This window comes from Pseudomonas antarctica (assembly GCF_900624995.1).
GTDB classification, from domain to species: Bacteria; Pseudomonadota; Gammaproteobacteria; order Pseudomonadales; family Pseudomonadaceae; genus Aquipseudomonas; species Aquipseudomonas antarctica.
The window spans coordinates 1-24,846 of sequence record NZ_UYXQ01000034.1; the positions used below are offsets into that span (position 1 = coordinate 1).

21 protein-coding genes are annotated in these 24,846 nt (G+C 60.5%); 13 read left to right on the forward strand and 8 right to left on the reverse strand.

The window, feature by feature from the left end:
* Both E0F99_RS17365 and E0F99_RS17370 read left to right on the forward strand, forming a co-directional pair.
* Positions 1-1,225, forward strand: a 1,225-nt coding sequence (locus E0F99_RS17365; protein ID WP_130908836.1) for a sensor histidine kinase, incomplete at its 5' end; no start/stop codon positions are given.
* A complete protein-coding gene (locus E0F99_RS17370) occupies positions 1,222-2,607 on the forward strand; it encodes an ATP-binding protein (protein WP_083359937.1) in 1,386 nt (461 codons plus the stop codon). The genes E0F99_RS17365 and E0F99_RS17370, both read left to right, overlap by 4 nt.
* Before the next feature lie 6 nt (positions 2,608-2,613).
* Here E0F99_RS17370 and E0F99_RS17375 read toward each other — a convergent pair whose 3' ends face one another.
* The 3 genes from E0F99_RS17375 to E0F99_RS17385 all read right to left on the reverse strand — a co-directional run bounded on the left by E0F99_RS17375 (position 2,614) and on the right by E0F99_RS17385 (position 5,251).
* Positions 2,614-2,886, reverse strand: coding sequence for a type B 50S ribosomal protein L31 (locus E0F99_RS17375; protein ID WP_083359938.1), 273 nt, complete (start codon positions 2,884-2,886; stop codon positions 2,614-2,616).
* A gap of 100 nt (positions 2,887-2,986) precedes the next feature.
* Entirely contained in the window at positions 2,987-4,312 is a 1,326-nt protein-coding gene (locus tag E0F99_RS17380; RefSeq protein WP_083359939.1) for an APC family permease, read from the reverse strand.
* A 117-nt stretch (positions 4,313-4,429) separates the two neighbouring features.
* Positions 4,430-5,251, reverse strand: a complete 822-nt coding sequence (locus E0F99_RS17385) for a carbon-nitrogen hydrolase family protein (protein ID WP_083359940.1) — start codon at positions 5,249-5,251, stop codon at positions 4,430-4,432.
* 93 nt (positions 5,252-5,344) lie between these two features.
* On the opposite strand from E0F99_RS17385, the gene E0F99_RS17390 reads away from it, so the two are divergent.
* The 5 genes from E0F99_RS17390 to E0F99_RS17410 all read left to right on the forward strand — a co-directional run bounded on the left by E0F99_RS17390 (position 5,345) and on the right by E0F99_RS17410 (position 9,690).
* On the forward strand, positions 5,345-6,109 hold the full coding sequence (locus E0F99_RS17390; RefSeq protein WP_083359941.1) for a helix-turn-helix transcriptional regulator: 765 nt from the start codon (positions 5,345-5,347) through the stop codon (positions 6,107-6,109).
* A gap of 26 nt (positions 6,110-6,135) precedes the next feature.
* Complete coding sequence (locus tag E0F99_RS17395; protein WP_083359942.1) at positions 6,136-7,755, forward strand: FMN-binding glutamate synthase family protein; 1,620 nt, start codon at positions 6,136-6,138, stop codon at positions 7,753-7,755.
* 11 nt (positions 7,756-7,766) lie between these two features.
* Positions 7,767-8,051, forward strand: coding sequence for a putative quinol monooxygenase (locus E0F99_RS17400; RefSeq protein WP_083359943.1), 285 nt, complete (start codon positions 7,767-7,769; stop codon positions 8,049-8,051).
* 58 nt (positions 8,052-8,109) lie between these two features.
* Entirely contained in the window at positions 8,110-8,406 is a 297-nt protein-coding gene (locus E0F99_RS17405; RefSeq protein WP_083359944.1) for a cupin domain-containing protein, read from the forward strand.
* Between the two features lie 132 nt (positions 8,407-8,538).
* Positions 8,539-9,690, forward strand: a complete 1,152-nt coding sequence (locus E0F99_RS17410; protein WP_083359945.1) for an OpgC family protein — start codon at positions 8,539-8,541, stop codon at positions 9,688-9,690.
* Positions 9,691-9,771: 81 nt separating this feature from the next.
* On the opposite strand, the gene E0F99_RS17415 is transcribed toward E0F99_RS17410, so the two are convergent.
* From E0F99_RS17415 to E0F99_RS17425, 3 genes are all read right to left on the reverse strand, one after another.
* Positions 9,772-11,190 (reverse strand): amino acid permease, encoded by a 1,419-nt coding sequence (locus E0F99_RS17415; protein ID WP_083359946.1) that lies wholly within the window; start codon positions 11,188-11,190, stop codon positions 9,772-9,774.
* A gap of 423 nt (positions 11,191-11,613) precedes the next feature.
* Positions 11,614-11,976, reverse strand: a complete 363-nt coding sequence (locus tag E0F99_RS17420) for a hypothetical protein (RefSeq protein ID WP_083359947.1) — start codon at positions 11,974-11,976, stop codon at positions 11,614-11,616.
* A 2-nt stretch (positions 11,977-11,978) separates the two neighbouring features.
* The gene (locus E0F99_RS17425) at positions 11,979-12,968 is read right to left on the reverse strand and encodes a hypothetical protein (RefSeq protein WP_083359948.1); all 990 of its coding nucleotides are present in this window, start codon (positions 12,966-12,968) and stop codon (positions 11,979-11,981) included.
* Positions 12,969-13,461: 493 nt separating this feature from the next.
* Here E0F99_RS17425 and E0F99_RS17430 point away from each other — a divergent pair, with 493 nt between their 5' ends.
* The 4 genes from E0F99_RS17430 to E0F99_RS17445 all read left to right on the forward strand — a co-directional run bounded on the left by E0F99_RS17430 (position 13,462) and on the right by E0F99_RS17445 (position 18,725).
* Positions 13,462-13,767, forward strand: a complete 306-nt coding sequence (locus E0F99_RS17430) for a DUF6124 family protein (protein WP_083359949.1) — start codon at positions 13,462-13,464, stop codon at positions 13,765-13,767.
* Between the two features lie 221 nt (positions 13,768-13,988).
* Positions 13,989-17,081 carry a transglycosylase domain-containing protein gene (locus E0F99_RS17435; protein ID WP_083359950.1) on the forward strand — a complete coding sequence of 1,031 codons (3,093 nt, stop codon included), beginning with the start codon at positions 13,989-13,991 and terminating at the stop codon, positions 17,079-17,081.
* Positions 17,082-17,415: 334 nt separating this feature from the next.
* Entirely contained in the window at positions 17,416-17,961 is a 546-nt protein-coding gene (locus E0F99_RS17440; protein ID WP_083359951.1) for a PadR family transcriptional regulator, read from the forward strand.
* Positions 17,958-18,725 (forward strand): siderophore-interacting protein, encoded by a 768-nt coding sequence (locus E0F99_RS17445; protein WP_083359952.1) that lies wholly within the window; start codon positions 17,958-17,960, stop codon positions 18,723-18,725. Before E0F99_RS17440 ends, E0F99_RS17445 begins: the two co-directional genes overlap by 4 nt.
* A 45-nt stretch (positions 18,726-18,770) precedes the next feature.
* Here the strand turns inward: E0F99_RS17445 and E0F99_RS17450 are convergent, their stop codons facing one another.
* Together E0F99_RS17450 and E0F99_RS17455 are read right to left on the reverse strand one after the other, a co-directional pair.
* Positions 18,771-19,397 carry a Pr6Pr family membrane protein gene (locus E0F99_RS17450; RefSeq protein ID WP_083359953.1) on the reverse strand — a complete coding sequence of 209 codons (627 nt, stop codon included), beginning with the start codon at positions 19,395-19,397 and terminating at the stop codon, positions 18,771-18,773.
* A 4-nt stretch (positions 19,398-19,401) separates the two neighbouring features.
* Positions 19,402-19,635, reverse strand: a complete 234-nt coding sequence (locus E0F99_RS17455; protein WP_048720273.1) for a VF530 family protein — start codon at positions 19,633-19,635, stop codon at positions 19,402-19,404.
* Positions 19,636-19,849: 214 nt separating this feature from the next.
* On the opposite strand from E0F99_RS17455, the gene E0F99_RS17460 reads away from it, so the two are divergent.
* Together E0F99_RS17460 and E0F99_RS17465 are read left to right on the forward strand one after the other, a co-directional pair.
* A complete protein-coding gene (locus tag E0F99_RS17460) occupies positions 19,850-21,868 on the forward strand; it encodes a TonB-dependent receptor (RefSeq protein WP_083359954.1) in 2,019 nt (672 codons plus the stop codon).
* 484 nt (positions 21,869-22,352) lie between these two features.
* Entirely contained in the window at positions 22,353-24,770 is a 2,418-nt protein-coding gene (locus E0F99_RS17465; RefSeq protein WP_083359955.1) for a glucose/quinate/shikimate family membrane-bound PQQ-dependent dehydrogenase, read from the forward strand.
* The last annotated feature ends 76 nt before the right edge of the window (positions 24,771-24,846 follow it).

Genomic DNA, 24,846 nt, shown 5'->3' on the forward strand with positions numbered 1-24,846 from the left:
GATCAACAAACAAAGCCTGCCCGCAGAATTCCAGGTGCCGGTGGAGATTCTCAGCAACCACATTACGCTGATCCTGCGCGAGCAACCCCTCGTCAACGACCTGCTTGATCGCATTGCCGCGATCCCGCTGTCCGATCAGCTCGACGCCATGACCACCCAACTCAACCAGGACCAGGCCGCCGCCGACCTGATTGATCAGAAGTACCACCGCTACCTGCTGGTGTTTTCCACACTGCTGGTGGTGGTGCTGTTGTACCTGGCGATCCGTTTGTTGCGCAGCTTTGCCGAGATCAACCGGGTCAACCGCGCCTTGCAAGCGGTCAATGAAAGCCTTGAGCAGCGCGTAGAAGAACGCACACGCGAACTCAAGGATGCCCAAAGTGAGCTGCTCGACAGCGCGCGCCAGGCCGGCATGGCAGAAATCGCGACCAATGTGTTGCACAACGTCGGCAATGTGCTCAACAGCGTGAACATCTCCGCCGAGCTGGTGACGCGCAAACTGCGCAACAGCAAGGCACTGGGGCTGGGCAAGGCTATGCAGTTGATCAACGAACACCCTGAGGACCTAGGCACTTACCTGCGCGAAGACGAGAAAGGCAAACTGCTGCCCGGCTACCTCAACCAACTGGTGAACGCCATCGCCATTGAGCAACAAGGCCTGACCGACGAACTGGCGCAGTTGAGCAAAAGCGTGGACCACATCAAAGACATCGTTTCCACCCAGCAATCCTACGCCGGCGTGTCCAGCCTGCTGGAACCGGTGCAGATCGGTGCATTGATGGACGACGCCCTGCGCATGAATTCTGGGGCGCTGAGTCGCCACCATGTGACGGTGGTCAAGGAGTACGCCGAGGTGCCGGAACTGATGGCCGACAAACACCGGCTGTTGCTGATCATGGTCAACCTGATCAGCAACGCCAAGTACGCCATGTCGAACCTCACCGACCGTTCGCGGCAGATCACCTTGTCGATCACCACGGTGGAAGGCAGCCTCTTGCAGATCAGCGTCAAGGACGAGGGCGAAGGTATTCCTGCCGAGAACATGACGCGGATCTTCACCCACGGTTTCACCACACGTAAGGAAGGTCACGGTTTCGGCCTGCACAGCTGCGCCCTGGCCGCCATTGAAATGAATGGCCGCCTTACCGCCCACAGTGATGGGCCGGGCAAAGGCGCCGTGTTCACCTTGCAAATCCCCCTCAACGATGCAGCAGGCCAAGCATGAACCAAGCCCCTAACCGACGCATTCTGCTGATCGACGACACACCATCAATTCACGAAGACTTCCGCAAAATCCTCATGCCGCCCATGGAGCAGAATCAGGCCCTGGACGACATGGAAGCCGCCTTGTTCGGCGCCAGCGACGTACCGCAAGGCCCCGTGTTCGAGCTGGACTCGGCCTACGGTGGCCAAGAGGGGCTGAAGTTGCTTGAAGTCGCCACGGCCGAGCAAAAACCTTATGCCCTGGCGTTTGTCGACATGCGCATGCCCCAGGGCTGGGACGGCGCGCAGACCATTGAAGAACTGTGGAAAGTCGACCCAAACCTGCAAGTGGTGGTGTGTACCGCCTACTCGGATTACTCCTGGGAAGAGCTACTGTTTCGCCTGCACGCCCACGACCGGCTGCTGATCCTGAAAAAACCCTTCGACAACATTGAAGTGCAGCAAATGGCCAATACCCTGGCGGCCAAATGGGACATGGCGCGACGCGCGTCCTTGCAAAATTCCCACCTGGAACACTTGGTGGAACAGCGCACCCTGGCACTGACCCAGACAAGCCAGGCGTTACAACGGGAGATCGACGAGCGCAAACAACTGGAAAGCCAGCTGGTGCAATCGGAAAAACTCGCCTCCCTGGGCCAACTCGCGGCCGGTGTGGCCCACGAAATCAATAACCCAGTGGGGTTTATTTCCTCCAACCTCGGCACCTTGGGCGGCTACTTCAACCAGCTGCAAGAGATGCTCGACGCCTATCGACAGGCAGAAACCGCACTGGGCGGTGAGCAGTTCGAGGCCCTGCGTCGGCGCCTGGACCTGGATTTTCTCAAGGAAGACATTCCCACACTGCTGCGCGAATCCAAGGAAGGCATTGGCCGCGTGACACAGATCGTCAAGGATTTTAAGGACTTCTCCCGGGTGGACAACGACCAGACCTGGCAATGGGCAAACCTGCAACAGGGCATCGATTCGACCTTGAACATCGTCGCCAGCGAACTCAAATACAAAGCCGACGTGATCAAGCACTACACACCGCTGCCGGACATCGAATGCCTGGCATCGCAGCTCAACCAAGTGGTGATGAACCTGGTGATCAACGCCGCGCAGGCCATGGGCCCGGAACGCGGCACCATCACGATCAGTAACGGGGTGGAAGGCGAGAATATCTGGTTGGAAGTAGCAGACAATGGCTGCGGGATTGCCCCGGACAGCGTGCAAAAAATCTTCGACCCCTTCTTTACCACCAAGCCGGTGGGTGAAGGGACGGGGTTGGGCTTGTCACTCTCCTACGGCATCGTCAAAAAACACCGCGGTGCTATCTCTGTCAGCAGCGAAGTGGGCAAAGGCACCACCTTTCGGGTGGTGCTGCCCATCCGCCAAACGGTTTGACCGCCCTCACGCCTCGGCGTTTTTCGGGCTCGAACCAAACGAAGCGAAGCGTTTGTTGAACCCGGCAATCCGGCCTTCGGCCTGGGTCTTGCGCTGCTGGCCGGTGTAGACCGGGTGCGAGGCGCTGGAGACGTCCAGCGGGATGTACGGGTAGGTGTTGCCGTCGCTGTGTTGTTGAGTGCGATCGCTGTCGGCGGTGGAGCCGATCAGGAAGAACACGTCGGCGGCGGTGTCGTGGAACAGCACGGTGCGGTAGTCAGGATGGATTCCAGCTTTCATAAGGCCTCCGGGGCATATGGGTGCATTTGATGTGTTATACAGTAACACATCAAATGCACCCAAACGAGAACCGATTGCAATAAGAATAGACCAAGAGCCTCTATGCGGCTTCCTGAAAGTCCATCTCCGGCGGCTGTTGCGAGAAGCCACGGGTTAGGAAACCCAGGTAAACCAGGCCGATCGCCAACCACACCAGGCCCAGGTAAATCGCCAGATGATCCAGGCTGACCATTAGCCAAAGGTCCGCCAGCAAGCCGATGGCCGGGAACAGCAGAAACAGGATCAACTCACGCACACCGCGTTCTTTTGCACCGATCCAGTAGTGAAAGATCACCGACAGGTTCACCAGGCTGAACGCCAGGAATGCGCCGAAGTTGATGAACGAGGTGGAGGTGGTCACATCCAACTTCAACGCCAGCAACGCCACGACCGCACACAACAGGATGCTATTGACCGGCGTGCCGAAGCGCGCATGCAAGGTGCCGAAGAACGACTTGGGCAACACACCGTCACGGCCCATCGCGAATAACAGGCGCGAACCACTGGCCTGGGCCGACAGCCCCGAGGCGAACTGGCCGACAATCAGGCCGATCAGGAAAATCGACACAAACAGATCACCGCCGATATTGCGCGCGATTTCATACGCGGCCGAATCCACGTTGGCGAACTCGAACGACGGGTGGGCGACCTGCACAAAGTAGGACACTGCCACGAAGATCAGCCCGCCGATCAAGGTGATCAGCATGATTGCCCGTGGGATGGTGCGGCGCGGGTCGCGGGTTTCTTCGGTAAGGGTGCTGACCGCGTCAAAGCCCAGGAACGAATAGCAGGCGATGGCCGCACCGCTCATGATCAGCGGCATGTGCATCTGGCCGTTGAAGAACGGGGCGATGGTCCACAGTGGTTTGCTGGCGTCACCGCCGATGTAGTGGATGCACAGCACGACGAACGCGCTCAGCACCAGAAACTGCACCAGCATCAGCAAGGCATTGATGCCGTTGGCCAGCTTGAGGCCGACAATATTGATAGCGCTGGTGACACCGATAAACGCCAATACCCAGACCCACTGCGGCACCGAAGGGAACGCCGAGTTGAGGTACGCCGCCCCGATCAGCCAGATGGCCATGGGCAGGAACAGGTAGTCGAGCAACACCGCCCAGCCGGCGATAAAGCCGAGTTTCGGGCTGATCGCCTTGCGCACATAGCTGTAGGCCGAACCAGCCACCGGAAAGGCCGAGGCCATGCGCCCGTAACTCATCGCGGTGAAGAACATCGCGACCAGGGCGGCGAGGTAGGCGGCAGGGACCATGCCGGCGGTGGATTGCGCCAGAATGCCGAAGGTGCCGAGCACAATGATCGGCGTCATATAGGCGATGCCAAACAGCACCACCGACCCTAACGACAGGGTGCGTTGCAAACGAGCCATGAGCGATTCTCCGCTGAATTTATTAGAGTTATGGCAGAACTGAAGTCGGTGAAGCGGGTGTCATTTTTCTTATGGTTAAGCCTGTTTATGTGGCGAGCGGGCTTGCCACAGCAATCCTCAGCGTTGTGGAATCAGCAGTTCACGCGTCCCGTCTGTGCGCTCAATCACCTCACCCGGCAACTTCAAGCGCTGGTCATCCAGGTAGCGGTAGTCCTTGCGAGCCGCCAGCAGTTGGTCGAGATCCAGCTCGACGGTAAATTGCCCTTCCTCGCGCCCTGCTTCGAACAGCAAGGTGCCAAGCGGATCGACCAGGGCGCTGCCACCGGCAAACAACAGCCCGCCGTCACCCTCTTCGACCCGGTTGACCATCAGCGCAAACGCCTGGTTTTCCTGGGCGCGGGCCATGATCGCGGTGCGGTGCGTGGGGCCGTACGGGTCCATGTTGCCGTTGGTGACGATCAGCAACTCGGCGCCCAATTGCGCCAGGGCTCGCGCAGTTTCCGGGAACTCGATGTCGTAGCAGATCAGCAAGCCGACGCGCACGCCGTTCCACAGGCACGTGGCGTAGCGATCACCCGGCGTGAACACGCCGCGATCCGAGGCCCACAGGTGGGTTTTGCGATAACGCAAGGCAACGCCTTCCGGGGTAATCAGCAAAGTGGTGTTATAGAACTGGCCGTCGTCGTGCTCGGCCATGCCAATCACCACAGCGATATTGTGCGCACGGGAGGCCTCGATAACGGCCTGTACAGCCGGGCCGTCTACCGGCTCGGCGATGGCCGCCACGGTCTCGGCCGACGGAAAGCCCATCAGGTGGGTTTCCGGAAATACGATCAGTTGCGTATCGGCGGCGCAGGCAGCAATTGCCGCCAGAGCACGCTCAAGGTTGTAAGCTGTACCGTTATCACGGCCTGCCAATTGGGCGAATTCGACCTTCATGGGTATTCCTTGTTCTTTATCTGTGCCGCAGTATGCGCAGCCACACCCGGCCAGGGAATTACGCGCCAGGGGTAACACGTTAGGGGTAGATCAATGAGCATGTCGTTGCAAGACATCGCCTGGCACCGTTCGGTGGGGCAAATGATAGACGCCCTCGACCAGGCCAATTTCTGGACCCAGCTCGTGCGTTTACTCGACCACTACGTGCCGTTCGATAGCTGGGTGGTGTTGCTGTTCAGCAGCGCACACCGCCCACTGGTGTTCGCCGAATGCCCGGGCGCGGACGGCACGCCCGACCATTTATTTCAGGACTACCTCAACGGCCTGTACCTGCTTGACCCCTTCTACATCGCCAGCCGCGAGCACTCACGCACCGGCCTGTTTCGCCTGGCGGACGTGGCGCCCGAGCATTTTGAACTCACCGAGTACTACCAGCGTTACTTCCGCCTGAACGTGGTGGCGGATGAAATCCAATTTAATTGCCACCTGCCGGACGGGCGTACCCTGTGCCTGTCGCTGGGCTCGAAACAGCGTTTTGACCCGCAGCAGATCGCCCTGCTGTCGCTGATCCAGCCTTGGGTGCTGAGCCTGCTGCGCCAGCGCCTGCCCTATGAACTCCACCAGGTCAGCGCCCCGCAGCCGCCGATGCACAATGATGGCTGGGGTGCGCAACTCACCGCCCGTGAGCTGGATGTGGGCCGCTTGATGCTCAGCGGTTGCTCCAGCAAGGAAATCGCTCGTAAGCTGCAAATCTCTGTTGAAACCGTGAAAGTCCATAAGAAACACATGTACAGCAAACTAGGGATCAAATCCCAGTCGGAGCTGTTCTCGATCTTTCTTCAGGCGCAAAACGCCTAGCCGATGAGTGAACCAAGGAAACCCGTATGAGCCTGTCGTTACTAAGCCGTTACGCCTTCTTTGCCGTGTGCGTCATTTTCACCCTCGTAAGCCTGCCTTTTATCGAACATGAATGGCTGTGGCCGATCACCCTGGTCACCGGCATTCTCAGCCTGATCGGCCTGTTCGACCTGCTGCAAAGCCCCCACGCGGTGCGTCGTAACTACCCGATCCTGGGCAATATCCGTTACCTGGTGGAAGCCATACGCCCGGAAATCCGCCAGTACCTGCTGGAGTCCGACAGCGACGCGCTGCCCTTCTCGCGCTCGCAGCGTTCGCTGGTTTACTCGCGTGCCAAGAACGAAACCGCCGACAAACCGTTCGGCACCTTGATCGACGTCTACCAGTCGGGCTTTGAGTTTATCGGCCACTCCATGCGCCCCGCGCCGTTGAGCGACCCGAGCGCGTTTCGCGTAATGGTCGGCGGCCCGCAGTGCAAGCAGCCGTACTCGGCGTCGGTGTTCAACATCTCGGCGATGAGCTTCGGCTCGCTGAGCGCCAACGCGATTCGCGCGCTCAACCAAGGCGCCAAGCTCGGCAACTTTGCCCACGATACCGGCGAAGGCAGCATCAGCCCTTACCACCGCGAAAACGGCGGCGACCTGACCTGGGAACTGGGCAGCGGCTACTTCGGCTGCCGCACCAGCGACGGCCGTTTCGACCCGGAACGCTTCGCCGTGCAGGCACAGAACCCGCAAGTGCGCATGATCGAAATCAAGATGAGCCAGGGCGCCAAGCCCGGCCATGGCGGAATCCTGCCCAAGCACAAGGTCACCCAGGAAATCGCCGAAACCCGCGGCATCATGATGGGCGAAGACTGCATCTCGCCGTCGCGCCACAGCGCGTTTTCCACGCCTATCGAAATGATGCAGTTCATCGCCCAACTGCGCGAACTGTCCGGCGGCAAACCGGTGGGTTTCAAGTTCTGCCTGGGCCACCCGTGGGAATTCATGGGCATTGCCAAGGCCATGCTCGAAACCGGCATCCTCCCGGACTTTATCGTGGTCGACGGCAAGGAAGGCGGCACCGGCGCCGCGCCTGTGGAGTTCACCGACCATATCGGCGTGCCGCTGCGTGAAGGCCTGCTGTTCGTGCACAACACCCTGGTCGGCTTGAACCTGCGCGACAAGATCAAGCTCGGCGCCAGCGGCAAGATCGTCAGCGCGTTTGATATTGCCAGCGTCCTGGCCATCGGCGCCGACTGGGCCAACTCGGCGCGCGGCTTCATGTTCGCCATCGGCTGTATCCAGTCGCAAAGCTGCCATACCAACAAATGCCCGACCGGCGTCGCCACCCAGGACCCGCTGCGCCAGCGCGCCTTGGTCGTGCCGGACAAAGCCCAACGCGTGTTCAACTTCCACCGCAACACCCTCAAGGCCCTGGCGGAAATGCTCGCGGCGGCTGGCCTGGAGCATCCGTCGCAGCTGTCGGCCAAGCACTTGGTGCGGCGTATGTCAGCGACTGAAATCAAGCTGTTCTCGCAGTTGCATGTGTTCCTCAAGCCGGGTGAATTACTCACCGGCGAAGTCAACGGCGAGTTCTATTCGCGCATGTGGCAGATGGCGCGGGCGGACAGTTTTGAGCCCAATGAAATCGCGGCGGCGTGAGGGCACCGACCATGCTCAACGTCATCGCTGAAGACTTCATCAAGCCCGAACACCTGGAAACCGTGCGACCGTGGTACGCCGAGCTGGTCGAAAAAACCCGCCTGGAACCGCTGTGCATTGCCTACGCGTTGTTTGTCGATCAGAAAGACCCGGGGCACTTCATTTTCATCGAGCAATGGCCCGATCAGGCCGCACTCGATGCGCACTGCCAAACCGAACACTTCACCCGGCTGGTGCCGCAAATCAATGCGCATCAAGCCAAGCCATGCCGGGTACTGTTGATGGATGCATTCTAAACACCCGATTGCTGCTGAACCGGACCACCGACGGCATCGCTGAAACCAGGAGATTCACATGCCGTTACTCGACTTCGCCGCCATCGCCGGGCAACTGCCCAGCAGCTGGACATCCACCCGCCTGGGCCAGGTAGGCCCGGCGCGGATCAAGGTGTTGCGCATGGATGAGCAGGCGTATGAAGAAGAAACCCATGATTACAACGAAGGCTTGCTGGTGGTCAGCGGCCTGTTACGCCTGAGCGTCGGCGCTGAGGAAATCCGTGTGGAACCCGGCCGGATGTACCTCGTCGAAGCCGGTACCGCCCATGGTGTGCTTGCCGGCAGCTACGGCACGTTGGTGGTCATTGATGTCTAGAGACATTCAGTAATACCCAGCCTTTGCAATTGCTTACAAATACCGCCAACCTGCGCCCGCCCGACGTGTGGCGGGCGAAAACCCTGCCGTTCGCCGGTTATTACTAAACCATTTGTTCAAGAGCCCGCTGCCATGCTGAACGGACGCGACCCGCGCATCGACTTTTTTCGGGGCCTGGCGTTGATCTTCATTTTCTGGGATCACGTGCCCCACAACCCTCTCGGCTTGATTACCCTGCGAAACTTCGGCTTCAGCGATGCGGCAGAGGTCTTCGTGTTCCTCGCCGGGTTCGCCTCGGTGCTGGCCTACAGCAAAGTCATGCAACGCGAAGGCTATTGGATCGCCTGCCTGAAAATCCTGCGCCGCACCTGGGTGTTGTACGTGGTGCATATCTTCTTGCTGGCGCTGCTGATGGGCATCGTGTTTTACGCCAACAACCATGTGCAAACCCGCGACCTGGTGGCGGAGATGGGCCTGACGCACTTCGTCACCCACCCGCAACAGGCGCTGACCGATGAGCTGTTATTGCGCTTCAAGCCCAACCTGATGGACCCGTTGCCGCTGTACATCGTGTTGCTCGCAGGCTTGTCCGTGGTGCTGCCGCTGATGGTGCGCGCCACCTGGGCGGTGATCGGTGTATCGCTGGCGGTGTACCTGATGGCGCCGTGGATGGGTTGGAACCTGCGCGCGATCGCCGATGGCGTGTGGTATTTCAACCCGATCACTTGGCAGTTGTTGTTTGTATTGGGCGGCGCTGCGGCGATCCACAGTCAGCGGCCGACCGCCCCCGACACGCGCCCTTTGCCGCGCCAGCCGCTGTTTGTCGCGGCGGCGATTTATTTGGTGGTCGCCGGTGTGATTACGCTGTCCTGGCTATGGCCGGACATCCATGACGCGGTGATGCCCGCAACACTGAGCAACTGGTTGTACCCCATCAGTAAAACCGACCTGTCACCGGTACGCCTGGTGCATTTCCTGGCGCTGGCCTATGTCACCGCCAAGCTGTTACCCGGCCGCGGCTGGACGCAAAACCGGCTGGCCGAACGCGTCTGCCAGATGGGCCGATATTCCCTGGAAGTGTTCTGCCTGGGCGTAGTGCTGGCGCCCTTGGCGGACATGCTCAACGCGCTGGCAAATGACGCCGTGGCCATGCAGTTGCTGACGGCGCTGGTCGGCGTGGTGTTGATGTCGGCCCTGGCTGCCTGGATGGAGTTAAACAAGCGTCTGAACCAGGCGTCACGTGCGCCTGGCGAACCGGCACTACCTGAACAACACGCGCGCTGAACGGCGCCCGCTCGGCGCACGCCACGCCCATTAGGCTCAACTGCGAAGCTTGCGCAAGGGCAAGCTCCGCAGCGGCGACCATCAAGCCGAGCGGGGTTTGCCTAGGCCGGCGGCCGTCGGCTGCAACTTGAACACGTAGAACAGCACCGTCAGCAGCACCAGGAACACCGGGCCCACGTACAGCGCGATACGCGTGTCCGGGAAGTACGCCATCAGGCCTACCACCAGCACCAGGAACGCCAACGCCAGGTAGGAACTGACCGGGTACAGCCACATGCGATATTTGAGACCCTGCGCCTCGGCCGCGCTCAGGCTTTTACGGAATTTGAGCTGGGCCAGCAGGATCATCAGCCAGGTCCAGATCGCGCCGAAGGTGGCAATGGAGGTGACCCACACAAAGACTTTTTCCGGAACCATGTAGTTGAGCAGCACGCCCAGCAACAGCACGAAGATCGACAGCAGCAGCGCCTCGCGGGGCACGCCGTTGCTCGAGGTGGTGCCAAAGGTGGCCGGCGCCTGTCCGTTCTGCGCCAGGCTGTAGAGCATGCGCCCGGTGCTGAAAATGCCACCGTTGCAGGAGGACAACGCGGCGGTGATCACCACGAAGTTGATGATGCCGGCAGCGGTCTTGATGCCCAGGCGTTCGAAGGTCATCACGAAGGGGCTGCCCTGGGTGCCGATTTCGTTCCACGGGTAGATCGACAGAATCACGAACAACGCGCCGACGTAAAACAGCAGGATGCGCCAGAACACCGAGCCGATGGCACTTGGGATCGTTTTCTGCGGGTTCTTCGCTTCACCGGCGGTCAGGCCGATCATCTCCACGCCCAGGTAGGCGAACATCACCATTTGCAAGGACATCAGCACGCCCTGCACGCCGTTGGGCATAAAGCCGCCGTGGGCCCACAGGTTGGAAATCCCCAGCGCCACGCCGTCATTGCCGAAGCCGAACGCGATGATGCCGACGCCACCGATGACCATCGCAATAATGGTGACGATCTTGATCAGCGCGAACCAGAATTCGAATTCACCGAAGGCCTTGACCGCAATCAGGTTGATGGTGCCCATGCTGATCAACGCCGCCAGGGCCCAGATCCAGCGAGGGGTGTCAGGGAACCACACGCCCATGTACACGGCGACGGCGGTAATTTCCGCCACGCAGGTTACCAGCCACAGGAACCAGTAGTTCCAGCCGGTGAGGAAACCCGCCAACGGGCCGAGGTAATCCTGGGCATAGCGGCTGAACGAGCCGGCGACGGGGTTGTGCACCGCCATTTCGCCGAGGGCGCGCATGATCACCAGGATCGCCAGGCCGCCAATGATGTAAGACAGCATGATCGCCGGGCCAGCCATTTCAATGGCCTTGGCCGAACCCAGGAACAGGCCGACACCGATACAGGCACCAAGGGCCATCAGGCGAATATGCCGTTCACCGAGTTCACGTTTGAGCGGGCCGCCTTGAGCGGTCTCGCCATGGGGCAGTGGGTTGCCGACTGGCATAAGGGTACAACCTCATTTTGTTATTGGAGTGTCCGTCGAGTTTCCAGGGGCCGGCCGGTAAGCCTGCGCCCTTGTCGAAACCGGGCCGCCTCATGGACGGGCCCTTCTTGCCGGGCAAGATCAACGGGCGTGCAGTATAAAAAGCCAAGAGCAGGGCCTTTCACTATAAAAACGGACCAATTTAGGGGAAGTGCCGGTTAAATTGCAATTTTACAGGAGCATCTAACCTGCATTGGGCGGCAAAACGTCGCACAAGCCACTGTGCGATCGTTCCCACGCTCTGCGTCACGAGTGCGCGGTAACTCAGAGGCTGCCCAAGGCAGCCTCTGGTTTTGAGCGATTTTTTTGTGTTATCGGACACTCGTGACGCTTCATCGTGGGAACGGCCTGCTGAGAGCGGGTCCGTCGAGCAGTCATCGTAGGCTACCAGCCATACAAGTAGGTCCAGAGGGCTAAGCCAGCAGCCCATAGCATCCCAAAATTAGTCGGCCACAACGCCCAACGTTTGAGTGACTTGGGGATGGACGCCAGTTCTGCCTCGGTCAAATCCCCTCTTTTAATATGTGTTTTGGGCATTGCCAACAATTGATTGATCAGCAACATGCGATGAAACCTGTCGATGTGCTGATTTCTGCCCCAAAACCGTTTGTTATCGCAGACCAGCTTGTTCTCACTGAAGTAGCTTTCCAGCGCTTCGAGCTTGGTGCATTCAGCATATAAAGTGAGCCCTGAACCAACCAGCGCACCCGCAAATAAAAAGATTGCCAGGATGAGTTGAAAATCCATGCTTAAGTGCCCTCTGGCTGAAAGATCAAATCACCTTCGATCTGTTCGATTTTCCCGCCCAGAAACGTACCGCCAGTGCCCAAGAAGTTACCTCCTGCATACCCTCCCGCAGCGCCGCCGATCACTGCGCAGGCCAGCGCACCGTTGCCTTTAGCCGCGACGCCCAAGAAAATCGTACAACCGCGACCGGCTAATTTCGCACCTATCTGCCCTCCCCAATGAGCCCCCGCCACGCCGCCCGCCAACTTCCCCGTCTCCACATACTTCGCCCGCCGACACTGCGCCTCCCGCCCCTGCACACACGCCTCCTTGATCTCCAACCCTGCCACGCCCACGTCCAGTGCCAACCCGACATACGTGCCCTTCCCCAACCACTTCGACGCCTGCGAAATGCCCCGTATCCGCTGTGCATACCCGGCGATCTCGCCCTTATGCAGATAGCTTTTGGTTGAAATCCCCAGCACCTTCTTCAACACCTGATTGCCCTGCAGCCCCGTGCCAAATCGCGCCGCACCTTGCAACTGTGTGTCCAGCAGCCCGAACAACGCCTTGCGCTGGCGAAAAAACGCCTCACGGTCCAAGCCACCGGTTTTCAGGCGCGGGTGCAGTTGCTCAATCGCTTCCAGCGTATGCGCCACTTCGTCCAGGTGCCGCGCCCACGCCGATGTCGCGCTGCCCACACCCAACGAGCCGTAGCCCAGAAAACTTTGCAGCAAGTCATAATTGTTGACCACTTGGGTGCCGGCGCCAGTGTCCATCTGCCGACGAATCGCCTCGGCTTGGCGCATCAGCCAGGCCTCTTCCAGCGAGCAGGTCACGCTGTAGGTATCGGGAACAATCACCAACTGCCCCGGCGTCACCAGCCCATGACGCAGGTGCCGGTTCAGCACGTCAAAATGATCGGAACGCTGCCGGTTCGAGGCTGCGCCCATCAAGCGGGATTTCAAGCTGAGGTAGTCCGTGGTGCGCTCGTTGATATAGCCCTGCGCCATGCCTCACATCCCTGGATGCAATGAAGATGGCGTCGGAATATAAGCAAGCGAATACGCCCTGGACACAAGCCCGGGAAGGCCGAGCAACATTTGGGAAGTTGCCTACATTGCAGGGAAGAAGCGCCTACAAAAAAGCCCCTCACCCTCACCGTTTATGGGTGGGGTTAGTGGCATTTGGTCATGGTTTGTAAAGGGCCAGCAAGGCGCGTCTCTTTAAATTGCAGGACGTTTCCTAGACAATCCCTGCCGCCTTGTGCCTGTTGGAATCGATGGCTAGTCTGCGATCCGTCACTGCTCATCAGTGATCGGGTTTAGTCGCCTGACCTTCCAACGTGCGCTTGGTCCTCCATGAGGTTTAATGGTGGCTGTGCGCAGGGCACCTTCGGGTGCGCCGGAATTTTCGCGTTGGAACCGGTCGACTAACCTGCGTACAGCCGCCACCCTCGTTTAGTCGCGAAGGGTGTCGAGACCTAATCTAACGCGAAGGTAAACCATGAATAACAAAGCCGTCCCCGATCCGCCCCTCAGTTCCGCCAAAGCCCGCGCCGCCTTCAACCGCGCCATCGACCATTACCTGCCCACCCAAGGCGTTCACCTAGAAGACCTGAGCTTCGAAGACGCCCTGCTCTACACCGCAAGCTTGCTCGACAGCGCTTCGGCCACAACACTCAATTGCAGTGAGCTGCTGCCTGGCCCCGAGCGGGCGAAAATTCTGGCGGTGTGGCATTTGCTGGAAATGGCCAAGACAACCGTGGACCGCTCTATCGAGTGCCTGAACCCCGTAAAAACGCCTGCCTGAGCACGATAAAAAATGTGGGAGATGGCTCGCATGCGATAAGCATAGGTATCTACACAACTACCTGTGAACGCACTCTATGCAGGCGAGCCTTTGTGGCGGGCCCGCTCGCCACGACCACCAAAACCGCAGCCACAACCAAAACACACACTTCCCTCACACCCAGCCCTCAGCGACTAAGCTTCAGACAAGTCCGATCAATCTGCATTAAGGATCAATCGACTATGGGCGCACTGTGGCAAACCGAATCGAGCAAGGCTGCGAAACTACAAGGCAGTTCGGACCCAGCGCCTTTACCTAAAAATAAACCCAGGCCCCGCTATGTACGGCGCCTCTTCGGGTTGATTGTGTTGATGGCGCTGATTGCCCTGGGGTTTGCCGCCGCCAAAGAGATGCGCACCTCCCGTCTGCAGGCCCAGGAACTCAGCCGCCTGGCGCGCGACCTCACCTATCAGGTGAAGCCCGGCCCCAGTCAGGCCATTACCTATCCGGGAGCCGGTCCCTTCGACCGGCGCCTGGGTTACAGCGACCTCGGCACGTTCCTGCCGCGCCTGCTCAAGCGCGGTTATGTGATTGAGGCCCAGGCACGCTTTTCACCCGCACTGATGGACTACAGCGCCAAGGGCCTGTTTGTGCCCTATGCGGAAAAAATCCAGGCCGGGCTGTCCATTACCGACTGCCGCGCCGTGCCGCTGTACCAGTACAACTACCCGCAACAGCTGTACCAAAGCTTCGCGGCGATCCCGCCCGTGGTGGTCAACAGCCTGCTGTTTATCGAAAACCGCGACCTGCTCGACCCTAACCAGCCCCAGGCCAACCCCGCCGTGGACTGGCCGCGCTTTGCCAAGGCCGCGTGGTCGCAAGTCGCCAAGGTGCTGCACCTGCCGGGCCAGAGTGCCGGTGGCAGCACCTTGGCCACTCAACTGGAAAAGTACCGCCATTCCCCGGATGGCCTGACGGTGTCGGGCGAGGAAAAACTGCGTCAAATGTTTTCCGCCGCTGTACGCGCCTATCGCGATGGGCCGGACACCTTACCGGCACGCCAGAATATTGTGCGTGACTACCTCAACAGCGTGCCGCTGTCAGCGGTGCCTGGCCACGGCGAAGTGCACGGTTTGGCCGAAGGCTTGCGGGTGTGGTACGGCACCGATTTCACCCAGGTCAACCAGGCGCTGGCCGGTCCGGTGAACGCCGAGCAAGGCCTGGCCCTGCGTGAAGTGTTGTCGTTGATCATCGCCCAGCGCCGCCCTTCTCATTACTTGGCCAAAGGCCGCGAAGCACTGGCACAACTCACCGACAGCCACCTGCGCCTACTGGCGCAAAACAGTGTCATCACCCCTGCTCTGCTCCAAGCGGCGCTGGCGGCCAAGGTCAGCTACCGCGATTGGGTGCAACAACCGACGATGCAGCCGGTGGAGACCAGCAAAGGCATCAACATGGCCCGAGCGCGCCTGGCCACCCTGCTCGACCGGCCGCTGTACGACCTCGACCGTCTTGACCTCGCGGCCACCACCACCCTGCAGGCACCGTTGCAGGGCCAGGTCAGTGATTACCTCAAGCACCTGGCCGACCCAGACTTTGCGCGCCAGGTCGGCCTGCTCGGCGAACGCCTGCTGACCCCGGCCAACACCGCGCAAGTGCGCTACAGCTTCACCTTGTTCGAACTGACGCCGGACGGCTCAAGGGTGCGTGTACAAACCGACAACACCGACCAGCCTTTCGATATCAACCAAGGCAGCAAACTGGAATTGGGTTCCACTGCCAAATTGCGGGTGCTGACCACCTACCTGCAAATCATCACCGAGCTGCACGACAAGTACGCCGCCCAACCCCCCGTTGCGCTGAAAAAAGTCGCCGTCGACGACCAGGACCGCCTGAGCCGCTGGGCCCTCGATTACCTGATCCAAACGCCGGATAAAGCCCTGGCCAAAATGCTCGACGCCGCCCTTGATCGCACCTATTCGGCCAGCCCCAACGAAGGCTTTTTCACCGGCGGCGGCGTGCATCACTTCCACAACTTTCGCAACGAAGACAACGGCCGCAGCCCCTCCTTGCGCGATGCCCTGCGCGAGTCCATCAACCTGCCGTTCATTCGCCTGATGCGTGATGTGGTGCGCTACACCACCTATTGCGCGACCAACAACAGCGCCGCGTTGCTCAAGGACGACAATGACCCGCGCCGCCAAGAATACCTCGCCAATTTTGCCGACCGCGAAGGCACGGCCTTCCTGCGCAAGTTCTGGAAGAAGTACCAGAAGAAAGACACCCAGGCGCGGCTCGATACGTTTCTCGACGGCCTGCGACCCACACCAATTCGCCTGGCCGCGGTGCACCGCTACTTGTTGCCCGAGGCCAGCCAGGAGAGCTTCAATCTGTTCATGCGCGCACACCTGACCGGTGTCAAAACCAGTGAGAAGCTCACCGACGAGCGCCTGCAAAAACGCTACAAGGCCTATGGCCCCGGCCGCTATGACTTGCCCGATCAGGGCTATATCGCCAAGGTCCACCCGCTGGACCTGTGGTTGACTGGCTACTTGCTCAACCACCCCGAGGCCACCTTCAGCGACGTGGTCAAGACCAGCCAGTTCGAGCGCCAGGAGGTCTATAGCTGGCTGTTCAAAAGCCGCCATCAGAGCGCGCGCGACAGTCGTATCCGCACCATGCTTGAGGTGGAAGCCTTTCTCGACATTCTCCAGCGCTGGCAGGCGGTCGGTTATCCGTTCGACCACTTGGTGCCGTCGCTGGCCACCGCGATTGGCAGCTCCGGCGACCGCCCGGCGGCGCTGGCGGAATTAATGGGGATCATCCTCAACGATGGTGTGCGCGCGCCGGTGGTACGCATCGACAGCCTGCACTTTGCTGCCGGCACGCCGTATGACACCCAGATGATCAACGACCCCGCCGCCGGCAAACGAGTGATGCCGGCGCAGGTGGCGCGGGCGCTGCGCGCAGCCTTGTCCCAAGTGGTGGATGCTGGCACCGCCAAACGTGTGGCCGGCAGCTTCAAACTGGCCGACGGCACACCGCTGGCGATGGGCGGCAAGACCGGCACCGGCGACAACCGCATCGAAGCCATCGGTGCCGGTGGGCGGGTGCTCAGTTCCAAGGCGATCAACCGCACCGCCACTTTTGTGTTCTATATCGGCGACCGCCACTTCGGCACCCTCACCGCCTTTGTACCGGGCAGTTCAGCGCAAGGCTTCACGTTCACCTCGGCGCTGCCCGTACAGGCGCTCAAGGGCATGGCGCCGATTCTGCTGCCGTACTTGCAACCTGGTAGCCGGACACTGTGCCTGTCGACGGCGAGTGCGCACTGAAAAACAGCCGCCTGGTAAATCGACTGGGCACGCCTGCCAGTGCGCCACAAACAACCCCTTTAGTCTTAACACCGACGGTGCCCCCACCGCCGCCAGTCTGAATACCGCCTTGAGACACTACTCCCGTGCCAACCCTTGGCAAGGGCGCTGCAGGCCTGGGCTAAAGCACTAGTCATTGAAACGCGCCGGAGCGCGTAAAAACCGGAGCTGATCGCAATCCGGTGTGGGACCCGGCCTGATCATCCAATTGTCCGACCCGCCATCGGTCGGGTTAAGTTGCCCACACAAAAGATATATCTTAAGTTATGTCTAAACCTGTCTGGAGCGAGGCAACATGAGAGAACATCCCCACCAACGGCCCGCCCATGGCGGTGACGGTTTCGACAAACGCCCTGGCCGGGAACGCGGCGAGCGCGGCCCACGGGTTTTCGCAGCGGGCGACTTGAAGCTGCTGTTACCCTCCCTGATCGCAGAGCAGCCCTGCCACGGCTATGACCTGATCCGCCAGATCGAAAGCCTGTTCGACGGCGCCTACACCCCAAGCCCGGGTGTGATTTACCCCACCCTGACCTTTCTGGAAGAGAGCGATTTGATCGTCGGCAACGCCGATGGCGGAAAAAAGCGCTACACAATCACCGACGCCGGTCGTCTCTTCTTAAGCGAGCAAGCCGTTGCTCTTGACGGCGTGCGCATGCGCATCGATGTCAGCAAGCGCTCGCTGCGTGGCCAGGACCGCCCGCCGCAAATCCATGAGGCGGTGCACAACCTGCGCCACGCCTTGCATTCGCACCACGGGCGCTGGAGCCCTGAAGAAATCGATCGTGTCGCGGCGCTGCTCAATAGCACCGCTCAAGCCATTGCCGACGGGAAAAACCTATGAACACTCAAGCTATCCATCGCGTCACCCATGAAATCAAGCGTCGCCGCCTGGACGTACTGCGCGTGGTCGACATCACTCCACGCATGCGCCGCATCACCTTGGGCGGGCCTGAACTCGCCGGTTTTATCAGCCTGGGCAGTGACGATCACATCAAACTGCTGTTCCCGCAGAACGCCGCCGAGCAAGCCGCACTGGAAAGCCCGGGCTTCAGTATCAAGGGCGACGGCCCGCAACCGGCCATGCGTGACTACACGCCACGGCGTTTCGACCTGAGTATCGGTGAGCTGGATATCGACTTCGTACTGCACGGCGATGGGCCTGCGTCGACCTGGGCCGCGCAGGCGAAAGTCGGCCAACACCTGCACATCGGCGGGCCACGCGGCTCAATGATCGTGCCGGACATCTTCGACAGCTATTTGCTGATTGGCGATGAAACAGCAATCCCGGCCATTGCCCGCCGCTTGGAAGAACTGCCGGCGGGGCGCAAGGTGCTGGCGGTGATTGAAATCGCCAATGTGTCGGAACAACAGCAACTGAAAAGCGCAGCGGATGTGGACGTGATTTGGGTAGTCCGCGGCCAGGACGACTTGCCCGACACGGTGCGTAATCTGACGCTGCCGAGCGGCTCGCTGTACAGTTTTGTCGCCACCGAGACCCAGCTGTCACGCCAGGTTCGCCGTGTGCTGCTGGACACACACAAGGTCAATGAAGAATTCCTCAAGGCCGTGGGCTACTGGCGCGCGCAAGGCAGCGAGCACGAGTAAGTCGAACACACATCAACGGTGGGAGCGGGCTTGCTCGCTCCACCTTTAGTTTCGCGGAGGCTTTAAGAATTTATCCAGCCCCACCACTGCCAATGCAATCACGATGAACCCCGCCAGAATCCCCCCGGCATTCACAAACACTTGTGGATAACCGAGGGTGTCCACGTCAATGAACGGGTACTGATACTGCCCGAGCAGATGCCCACGCAGCAGCGCATAAGCGAAGTAGACCAACGGGTAGATCACCCAAGCGCCGAGGTGTTTGAGGCGCAATGTGCCTTTGGGCACACACCGCCACCAATAGACCACAAACAGCACCGGCATCACGTCGTGCAGCAATTCGTCGGCAATAAATTGAAAACCCGTCGGGCTCCATAAGTGCCGCAGCAGCAGGTTGTAGGCCAGGCTGACCACGACAATGCTCGTGGCGATCCCACTGCTGACCGGGGGCGCCAGGAAGAACCGTTTCGCCGCCGATTCGCGTGTCACCAGCGCATAGCTCAACACCACGACGACCAGGGTATTGGTCAGCACCGTGAAAAAACTGAAGAAGTTGATCAGCCCGCCCAGCAGGCTCGCGCCGGCCTGCCAGCGCGAATAGAAAATCAGGTACTGCTGAATCACCAGCCCTATCCAACCGGCCAATGCCGCCGCCGCCACATACCGCTTCATGCGCTCAGTCCAACGGGCGTTTGGTGCGCATCAGTTTCACGTATAAGCCTTCGACTTTCTCCCGCGCCCACGGGGTTTTTCGCAGGAACGTGAGGCTCGACTTGATACTCGGGTCGCTCTTGAAGCAGCGCACATCAATGCGCTCGGCCAGGCCTGCCCATTCGTAATGCTCCACCAAAGTGGTGAGGACGTGTTGCAGGGTCACGCCGTGGAGTGGGTCGTTGCTTGTCGCGGTCATGCCGGGCCTTTTGCAAAAAGAGGAAACACAGCCGCGCACCTTAGCCGACGGGACGTAGAGGTGGAAGCACTGCATTAAATATAGCCCTTGAGAAAAAGTTCCTCTTTTCAGCAAAAAAAGAGATGCTATATTGTAACGATACTTATCAAAAGTAACGAATTCGATACCGTTTTTAAGCCTTCTCTTTTTGTGCCGTTTTGCCAAGGAATGTCCGATGTCCCTCTCTTCTCTCTGGCGCTTGACCCCAGTCGCCGCCGCCCTGCTGATCTGCTCCGAAGCCCACGCCCTTGAGTTGCAACCCCAAGTCATCACCGGCAACCCGCTGGGCAGCGAGCAACTCGCCGCGCCGACCACTGTGCTGGAAGGCGATGACCTGACCCTGCAACAAAAAGGCAGCCTCGGCGAAACCCTCAACAAGCAGCCGGGCGTGTCGTCTTCGTACTTTGGCCCAGGCGCCAGCCGGCCGATCATTCGAGGCCAGGACGGCGACCGCATTCGCATCCTGCGCAACGGCGTGGGCGCGCTGGATGCATCATCGCTGTCCTACGACCACGCGGTGCCGTTAGACCCGGTCAACGTCGAGCGCATTGAAATCGTGCGCGGCCCCGCTGCCCTGCTGTACGGCGGCAGCGCCATCGGCGGCGTGGTCAACACCTTCGACAATCGCATCCCCACCGAAGCCATTGAAGGCATCCACGGTGCTGGCGAATTGCGCTACGGCGGCGCCGACACCACCCGCAGCAGCGCCGGCAAACTGGAGGCCGGCAACGGCACCTTCGCCCTTCACTTGGACGCGAATGCGCGGGCATTCAACGACCTGAAAATCCCTGGCAAGGCGCGTAGCCGCCACGCCCCGCAAACTGACGACAGCCCCGGCAAAAACGGTCGGCTGGGCAACAGCGACGGGCGCCAGGACGGCGGCGCAGTCGGCGGTTCCTACACTTGGGATGACGGTTACGCCGGGCTGTCCTACAGCAACTACGACGCCAACTACGGCTCACCCGCCGAGCAGGACGTGCGCATCCGCATGAAGCAGGATCACTACGCTTTTGCGTCCGAGATCCGCAACCTGCAAGGCCCGTTTACCTCGGTGAAACTCGACGCGGGCTACACCGACTACGAGCACCGCGAAATCGAAGGCGGCGAAACCGGCACGGTGTTCAAGAACAAGGGTTATGAGGCACGCGTTGAGGCGCGCCACCAGCCGATCGGCCCGTTTGATGGCGTAGTCGGCGCACAGGTAACCCGCAACGCGTTCTCGGCCCTGGGCGAAGAAGCCTTCGTGCCGCAGACCGACACCAGCGCCGGCGCGCTGTTTATCCTCGAAGAAATGCAGGCCACCGAACGCCTCAAGCTCAGCCTCGGCGGGCGCCTGGAACACACCAACGTCGACCCGGACGCCAAGGGCAACGCGCGCTTCGCCGGTGCCGACAAGTCCAAGGACTTCACGGCCGGCAGCCTATCATCGGGCGCGGTGTACTCCCTGACGCCAGTCTGGTCCCTGGCCGCAACCCTGGGCTATACCGAGCGCGCACCGACCTTCTACGAGCTGTATGCCAACGGTGCCCACGTCGCCACCGGCACCTACGAGCTGGGCGACGCCAACCTGAAGAAAGAAAAAGCCGTGTCCAGCGACTTGGCGCTGCGCTTTGACAATGGCACCCACAAGGGCAGCTTCGGCGTGTTCTACAGCCGCTTCTCCAATTACATTGGTCTGTTGGGCACCGGTCGTACGCTGAACGACGAAGGTGAGGCAGACGCAGGCGGCATCCCTGAATACACATACTCCGGCGTGCGGGCACGTTTCGCCGGCTTCGAAGCCCAGGATCACTGGAAGCTGGGTGAAGGCGCCTACGGCAAGTTCGCCCTAGAGCTGTCGGGCGATTACACCCGCGCCACCAACCTCGATACCGGCGAAGCCTTGCCACGCATTGCACCGCTGCGCTTGAACAGCGGCTTACTCTGGGAGCTGGACCGCTGGCAGGCACGAATCGACGTGGAACATGCAGCGGGCCAAGGGCGTGTGCCGCATAACGAAAGCGGCACCGATGGCTACACCACCTTGGGCGCGAGTGCGGGTTATCGCTTCAATGTCGGTGGCAGCCAGTGGCTGGCGTTCGTCAATGGCGAAAACCTGACCAACCAGACCGTGCGCTATGCCAGCTCGATCCTGCGCGATATCGCCCCGGCGCCGGGCAGAAGCGTGCAAGTGGGTATCCGCACCACCTTCTAAGCCCCTGTGAAAGCGGCTTGCGCTGGCAAGTGCAGTTTGTCGTGGCCAGCGGGGCTGTCGTGACGAGCGGGCTTATTGTGGCAAGCCCGCTCGCCACAACAGCCCCACTCACCCCAAAAGCCTCCAATGATCGTTCCCACGCTCCGCGTGGGAACGATCTGTCGCGCGACGTTCTGTCACTGTTACCAAATCTGAAATGATGCATCTTGCGATTTGCGCTTTCTCTTGGCGCATCAGCGCTTTATCCGTGCCGCAACAAACTGAAGCGTTTCACTTCCGCGGTCGATCCCATCTTGCCGAATTCATCCCTCTTCAGAGACAGCGCTGTCTTACACCGACCTGCGCCCGGGAATAAATCGCCCGCCTGTGGATAACCCCCTTATCCCCAGAAAAACCGAATTAACGCTGAACCAAGCCCGCGCCGAATCGTCATCTACAGTGAAGCACGGGGTTACATAATTCCAACGTCACGGAGAAACACACTATGAGCACTGATGGTGCTTCAAGCCCAAGCCGCCTGCTACCTAGGCTGCTGGGGATCTTGCTGCTGATCATGGGGCTGGCCTTGCTGGCCGGCGGCGTCAAGCTGAGCATGCTCGGCGGGTCGCTGTACTACCTGCTGGCCGGTATCGGCATCGCCCTCACCGGCGTCTTGCTGCTGGCCACCCGCCGCGCCGCACTGGGCCTGTACGCACTGGTGCTGTTCGCCAGTACGGTGTGGGCACTGTGGGAAGTCGGCCTGGACTGGTGGCAGTTGGTGCCGCGCCTGGCGCTGCTATTCGCCTTGGGCATTGTCATGCTGCTGCCGTGGTTTCGCCGTCCGTTGCTGCGTGGCCAACCCGCGCCGCTGGGCACTGGCGCACTGAGCGTGGCCGTGGTGCTGGCAGGTGCTGCCGCCCTGGCCAGCCAATTCACCAACCCAGGTGAAATGGTCAAGACCGGCCAACTGGACCGCGACGCCGTGCCAGGTATGGCCAGCGCTGCGCCGACCCAGGCCGATGGCGATTGGAACTCCTACGGCCGTTCGGCCTTCGGTGATCGTTATTCGCCGTTGGCGCAGATCACCCCGCAAAACGCCCACACGCTGGTGCCGGCGTGGACCTATCGCACCGGCGACATCCCTGGCCCAGGCGACCCCGGTGAAACCACTGCGGAAAACACCCCGCTGAAAGTCAACGGCATGCTCTACGTGTGCACCCCACACAGCCAAGTGATTGCCCTGGACCCAGACACCGGCAAGGAAATCTGGCGTTTCGACCCGAAGATCAGCAGCGAAGGCGCCGCGAACTTCAAGGGTTGGGCGCACATGACCTGCCGTGGCGTGTCGTATCACGATGACGCGGTGTACGCATCCGAGCAAAGCCCTACCGGCAGCGCCAGCGCTGCTCCGGTCAGCGCTGTGTGCCCGAAACGCATTTTCGTACCGACTGCCGACACCCGTCTGATCGCCCTGGACGCCGACACCGGCAAAATGTGCGAAGACTTCGGTGACAAAGGCCAGGTCGACCTGCGTGCCAACATCGGCAGCTTCGCCCCTGGCGGTTACTACTCCACCTCGCCACCGGCCGTGACCAAGAACCTGGTCGTGATCGGCGGTCACGTGACCGACAACGTCTCCACCGACGAACCGAGCGGCGTGATCCGCGCGTTCGACGTGCACACCGGCAAGCTGGTGTGGAACTGGGACAGCGGTAACCCGGACGACACCACCCCGTTGGCCGAAGGCAAAACCTACACCCGCAACTCGCCGAACATGTGGTCCATGTTCAGCGTTGATGAAAAACTCGGCATGCTTTACCTGCCGATGGGCAACCAGATGCCCGACCAATACGGCGGCGACCGTACCGAAGATTCAGAAAAATACAGCGCCGGCCTGACCGCTCTGGACATCGACAGCGGCCACGTGAAGTGGACCTTCCAGTTCACCCACCATGACCTGTGGGACATGGACGTGGGCGGCCAGCCTTCGCTCATCGACATCAAGACCGCTGACGGCGTCAAGCCAGCCGTCATGGCGTCGACCAAGCAAGGCAGCATCTACGTGCTGGATCGCAGCAACGGCAAGCCGGTGGTACCGATCAACGAAATCCCTGTACCGCAAGGCGCAGTGGCCGGTGATCACACCTCGCCGACTCAACCGAAGTCCGACCTGAACTTCATGCCGCCGCCGTTGAAAGAACGCGACATGTGGGGCGTGACCCCGTTCGACCAGATGCTGTGCCGGATCGATTTCAAATCCATGCGCTACGACGGTCCGTTCACCCCACCATCGCTGCAAGGTTCGATCGTTTACCCAGGTAACTTCGGTGTGTTCGACTGGGGTGGCATTTCCGTCGACCCGGTACGCCAGATTGCTTTCGTGAACCCGAGCTACATGGCGTTCAAATCGAAACTGATCCCGGCCGCCGACATTGCCAAGCAAGGCCCACGCGTCAGCGAAACCGAAGGCGTGCAGCCGAACAAAGGCGCGCCGTACGGCGTGATCCTCGAAGCACTGCTGTCGCCTCTGGGTCTGCCGTGCCAGGCACCAGCGTGGGGTTACGTGGCGGCGGTCGATCTGACCAACCACCAAACCATCTGGATGCACAAGAACGGCACCGTGCGTGACAGCTCGCCGGTTCCAATCCCGCTGACCATGGGTGTGCCTAGCCTGGGCGGTACGTTCACCACTGCCGGTGGCGTGGCCTTCCTCAGCGGCACCCTCGACCAGTACCTGCGTGCCTATGACGTGAAAAACGGCAAGCAACTGTGGGAAGGCCGCCTGCCTGCAGGCGCGCAAACCACACCGATGACCTACACCGGCAAGGACGGCAAGCAGTACGTGCTGGTCATGGCCGGCGGTCACGGCTCGCTGGGCACCAAGCAGGGCGACTATGTGATGGCGTTCAAACTGCCGGATTAAGTAATACCGGCGGCAAAAACACAGGCGGCTACCTTCACCGGTAGCCGCCTTTTTTGTGCCTGGCGCAGACCAATAC

Excerpts from the sequence above, each read along its gene's own strand:
- E0F99_RS17445 (WP_083359952.1), top strand. The coding sequence starts at position 17,958 with ATGAACACTCAAGCTATCCATCGCGTCACCCATGAAATCAAGCGTCGC.
- E0F99_RS17370 (WP_083359937.1), top strand. The coding sequence starts at position 1,222 with ATGAACCAAGCCCCTAACCGACGCATTCTGCTGATCGACGACACACCA.
- E0F99_RS17450 (WP_083359953.1), bottom strand. The coding sequence starts at position 19,397 with ATGAAGCGGTATGTGGCGGCGGCGGCATTGGCCGGTTGGATAGGGCTG.
- E0F99_RS17395 (WP_083359942.1), top strand. The coding sequence starts at position 6,136 with ATGAGCCTGTCGTTACTAAGCCGTTACGCCTTCTTTGCCGTGTGCGTC.
- E0F99_RS17430 (WP_083359949.1), top strand. The coding sequence starts at position 13,462 with ATGAATAACAAAGCCGTCCCCGATCCGCCCCTCAGTTCCGCCAAAGCC.
- E0F99_RS17400 (WP_083359943.1), top strand. The coding sequence starts at position 7,767 with ATGCTCAACGTCATCGCTGAAGACTTCATCAAGCCCGAACACCTGGAA.
- E0F99_RS17425 (WP_083359948.1), bottom strand. The coding sequence starts at position 12,968 with ATGGCGCAGGGCTATATCAACGAGCGCACCACGGACTACCTCAGCTTG.
- E0F99_RS17375 (WP_083359938.1), bottom strand. The coding sequence starts at position 2,886 with ATGAAAGCTGGAATCCATCCTGACTACCGCACCGTGCTGTTCCACGAC.
- E0F99_RS17440 (WP_083359951.1), top strand. The coding sequence starts at position 17,416 with ATGAGAGAACATCCCCACCAACGGCCCGCCCATGGCGGTGACGGTTTC.
- E0F99_RS17415 (WP_083359946.1), bottom strand. The coding sequence starts at position 11,190 with ATGCCAGTCGGCAACCCACTGCCCCATGGCGAGACCGCTCAAGGCGGC.
- E0F99_RS17410 (WP_083359945.1), top strand. The coding sequence starts at position 8,539 with ATGCTGAACGGACGCGACCCGCGCATCGACTTTTTTCGGGGCCTGGCG.
- E0F99_RS17465 (WP_083359955.1), top strand. The coding sequence starts at position 22,353 with ATGAGCACTGATGGTGCTTCAAGCCCAAGCCGCCTGCTACCTAGGCTG.
- E0F99_RS17455 (WP_048720273.1), bottom strand. The coding sequence starts at position 19,635 with ATGACCGCGACAAGCAACGACCCACTCCACGGCGTGACCCTGCAACAC.
- E0F99_RS17380 (WP_083359939.1), bottom strand. The coding sequence starts at position 4,312 with ATGGCTCGTTTGCAACGCACCCTGTCGTTAGGGTCGGTGGTGCTGTTT.
- E0F99_RS17390 (WP_083359941.1), top strand. The coding sequence starts at position 5,345 with ATGAGCATGTCGTTGCAAGACATCGCCTGGCACCGTTCGGTGGGGCAA.
- E0F99_RS17460 (WP_083359954.1), top strand. The coding sequence starts at position 19,850 with ATGTCCCTCTCTTCTCTCTGGCGCTTGACCCCAGTCGCCGCCGCCCTG.
- E0F99_RS17385 (WP_083359940.1), bottom strand. The coding sequence starts at position 5,251 with ATGAAGGTCGAATTCGCCCAATTGGCAGGCCGTGATAACGGTACAGCT.
- E0F99_RS17420 (WP_083359947.1), bottom strand. The coding sequence starts at position 11,976 with ATGGATTTTCAACTCATCCTGGCAATCTTTTTATTTGCGGGTGCGCTG.
- E0F99_RS17435 (WP_083359950.1), top strand. The coding sequence starts at position 13,989 with ATGGGCGCACTGTGGCAAACCGAATCGAGCAAGGCTGCGAAACTACAA.
- E0F99_RS17405 (WP_083359944.1), top strand. The coding sequence starts at position 8,110 with ATGCCGTTACTCGACTTCGCCGCCATCGCCGGGCAACTGCCCAGCAGC.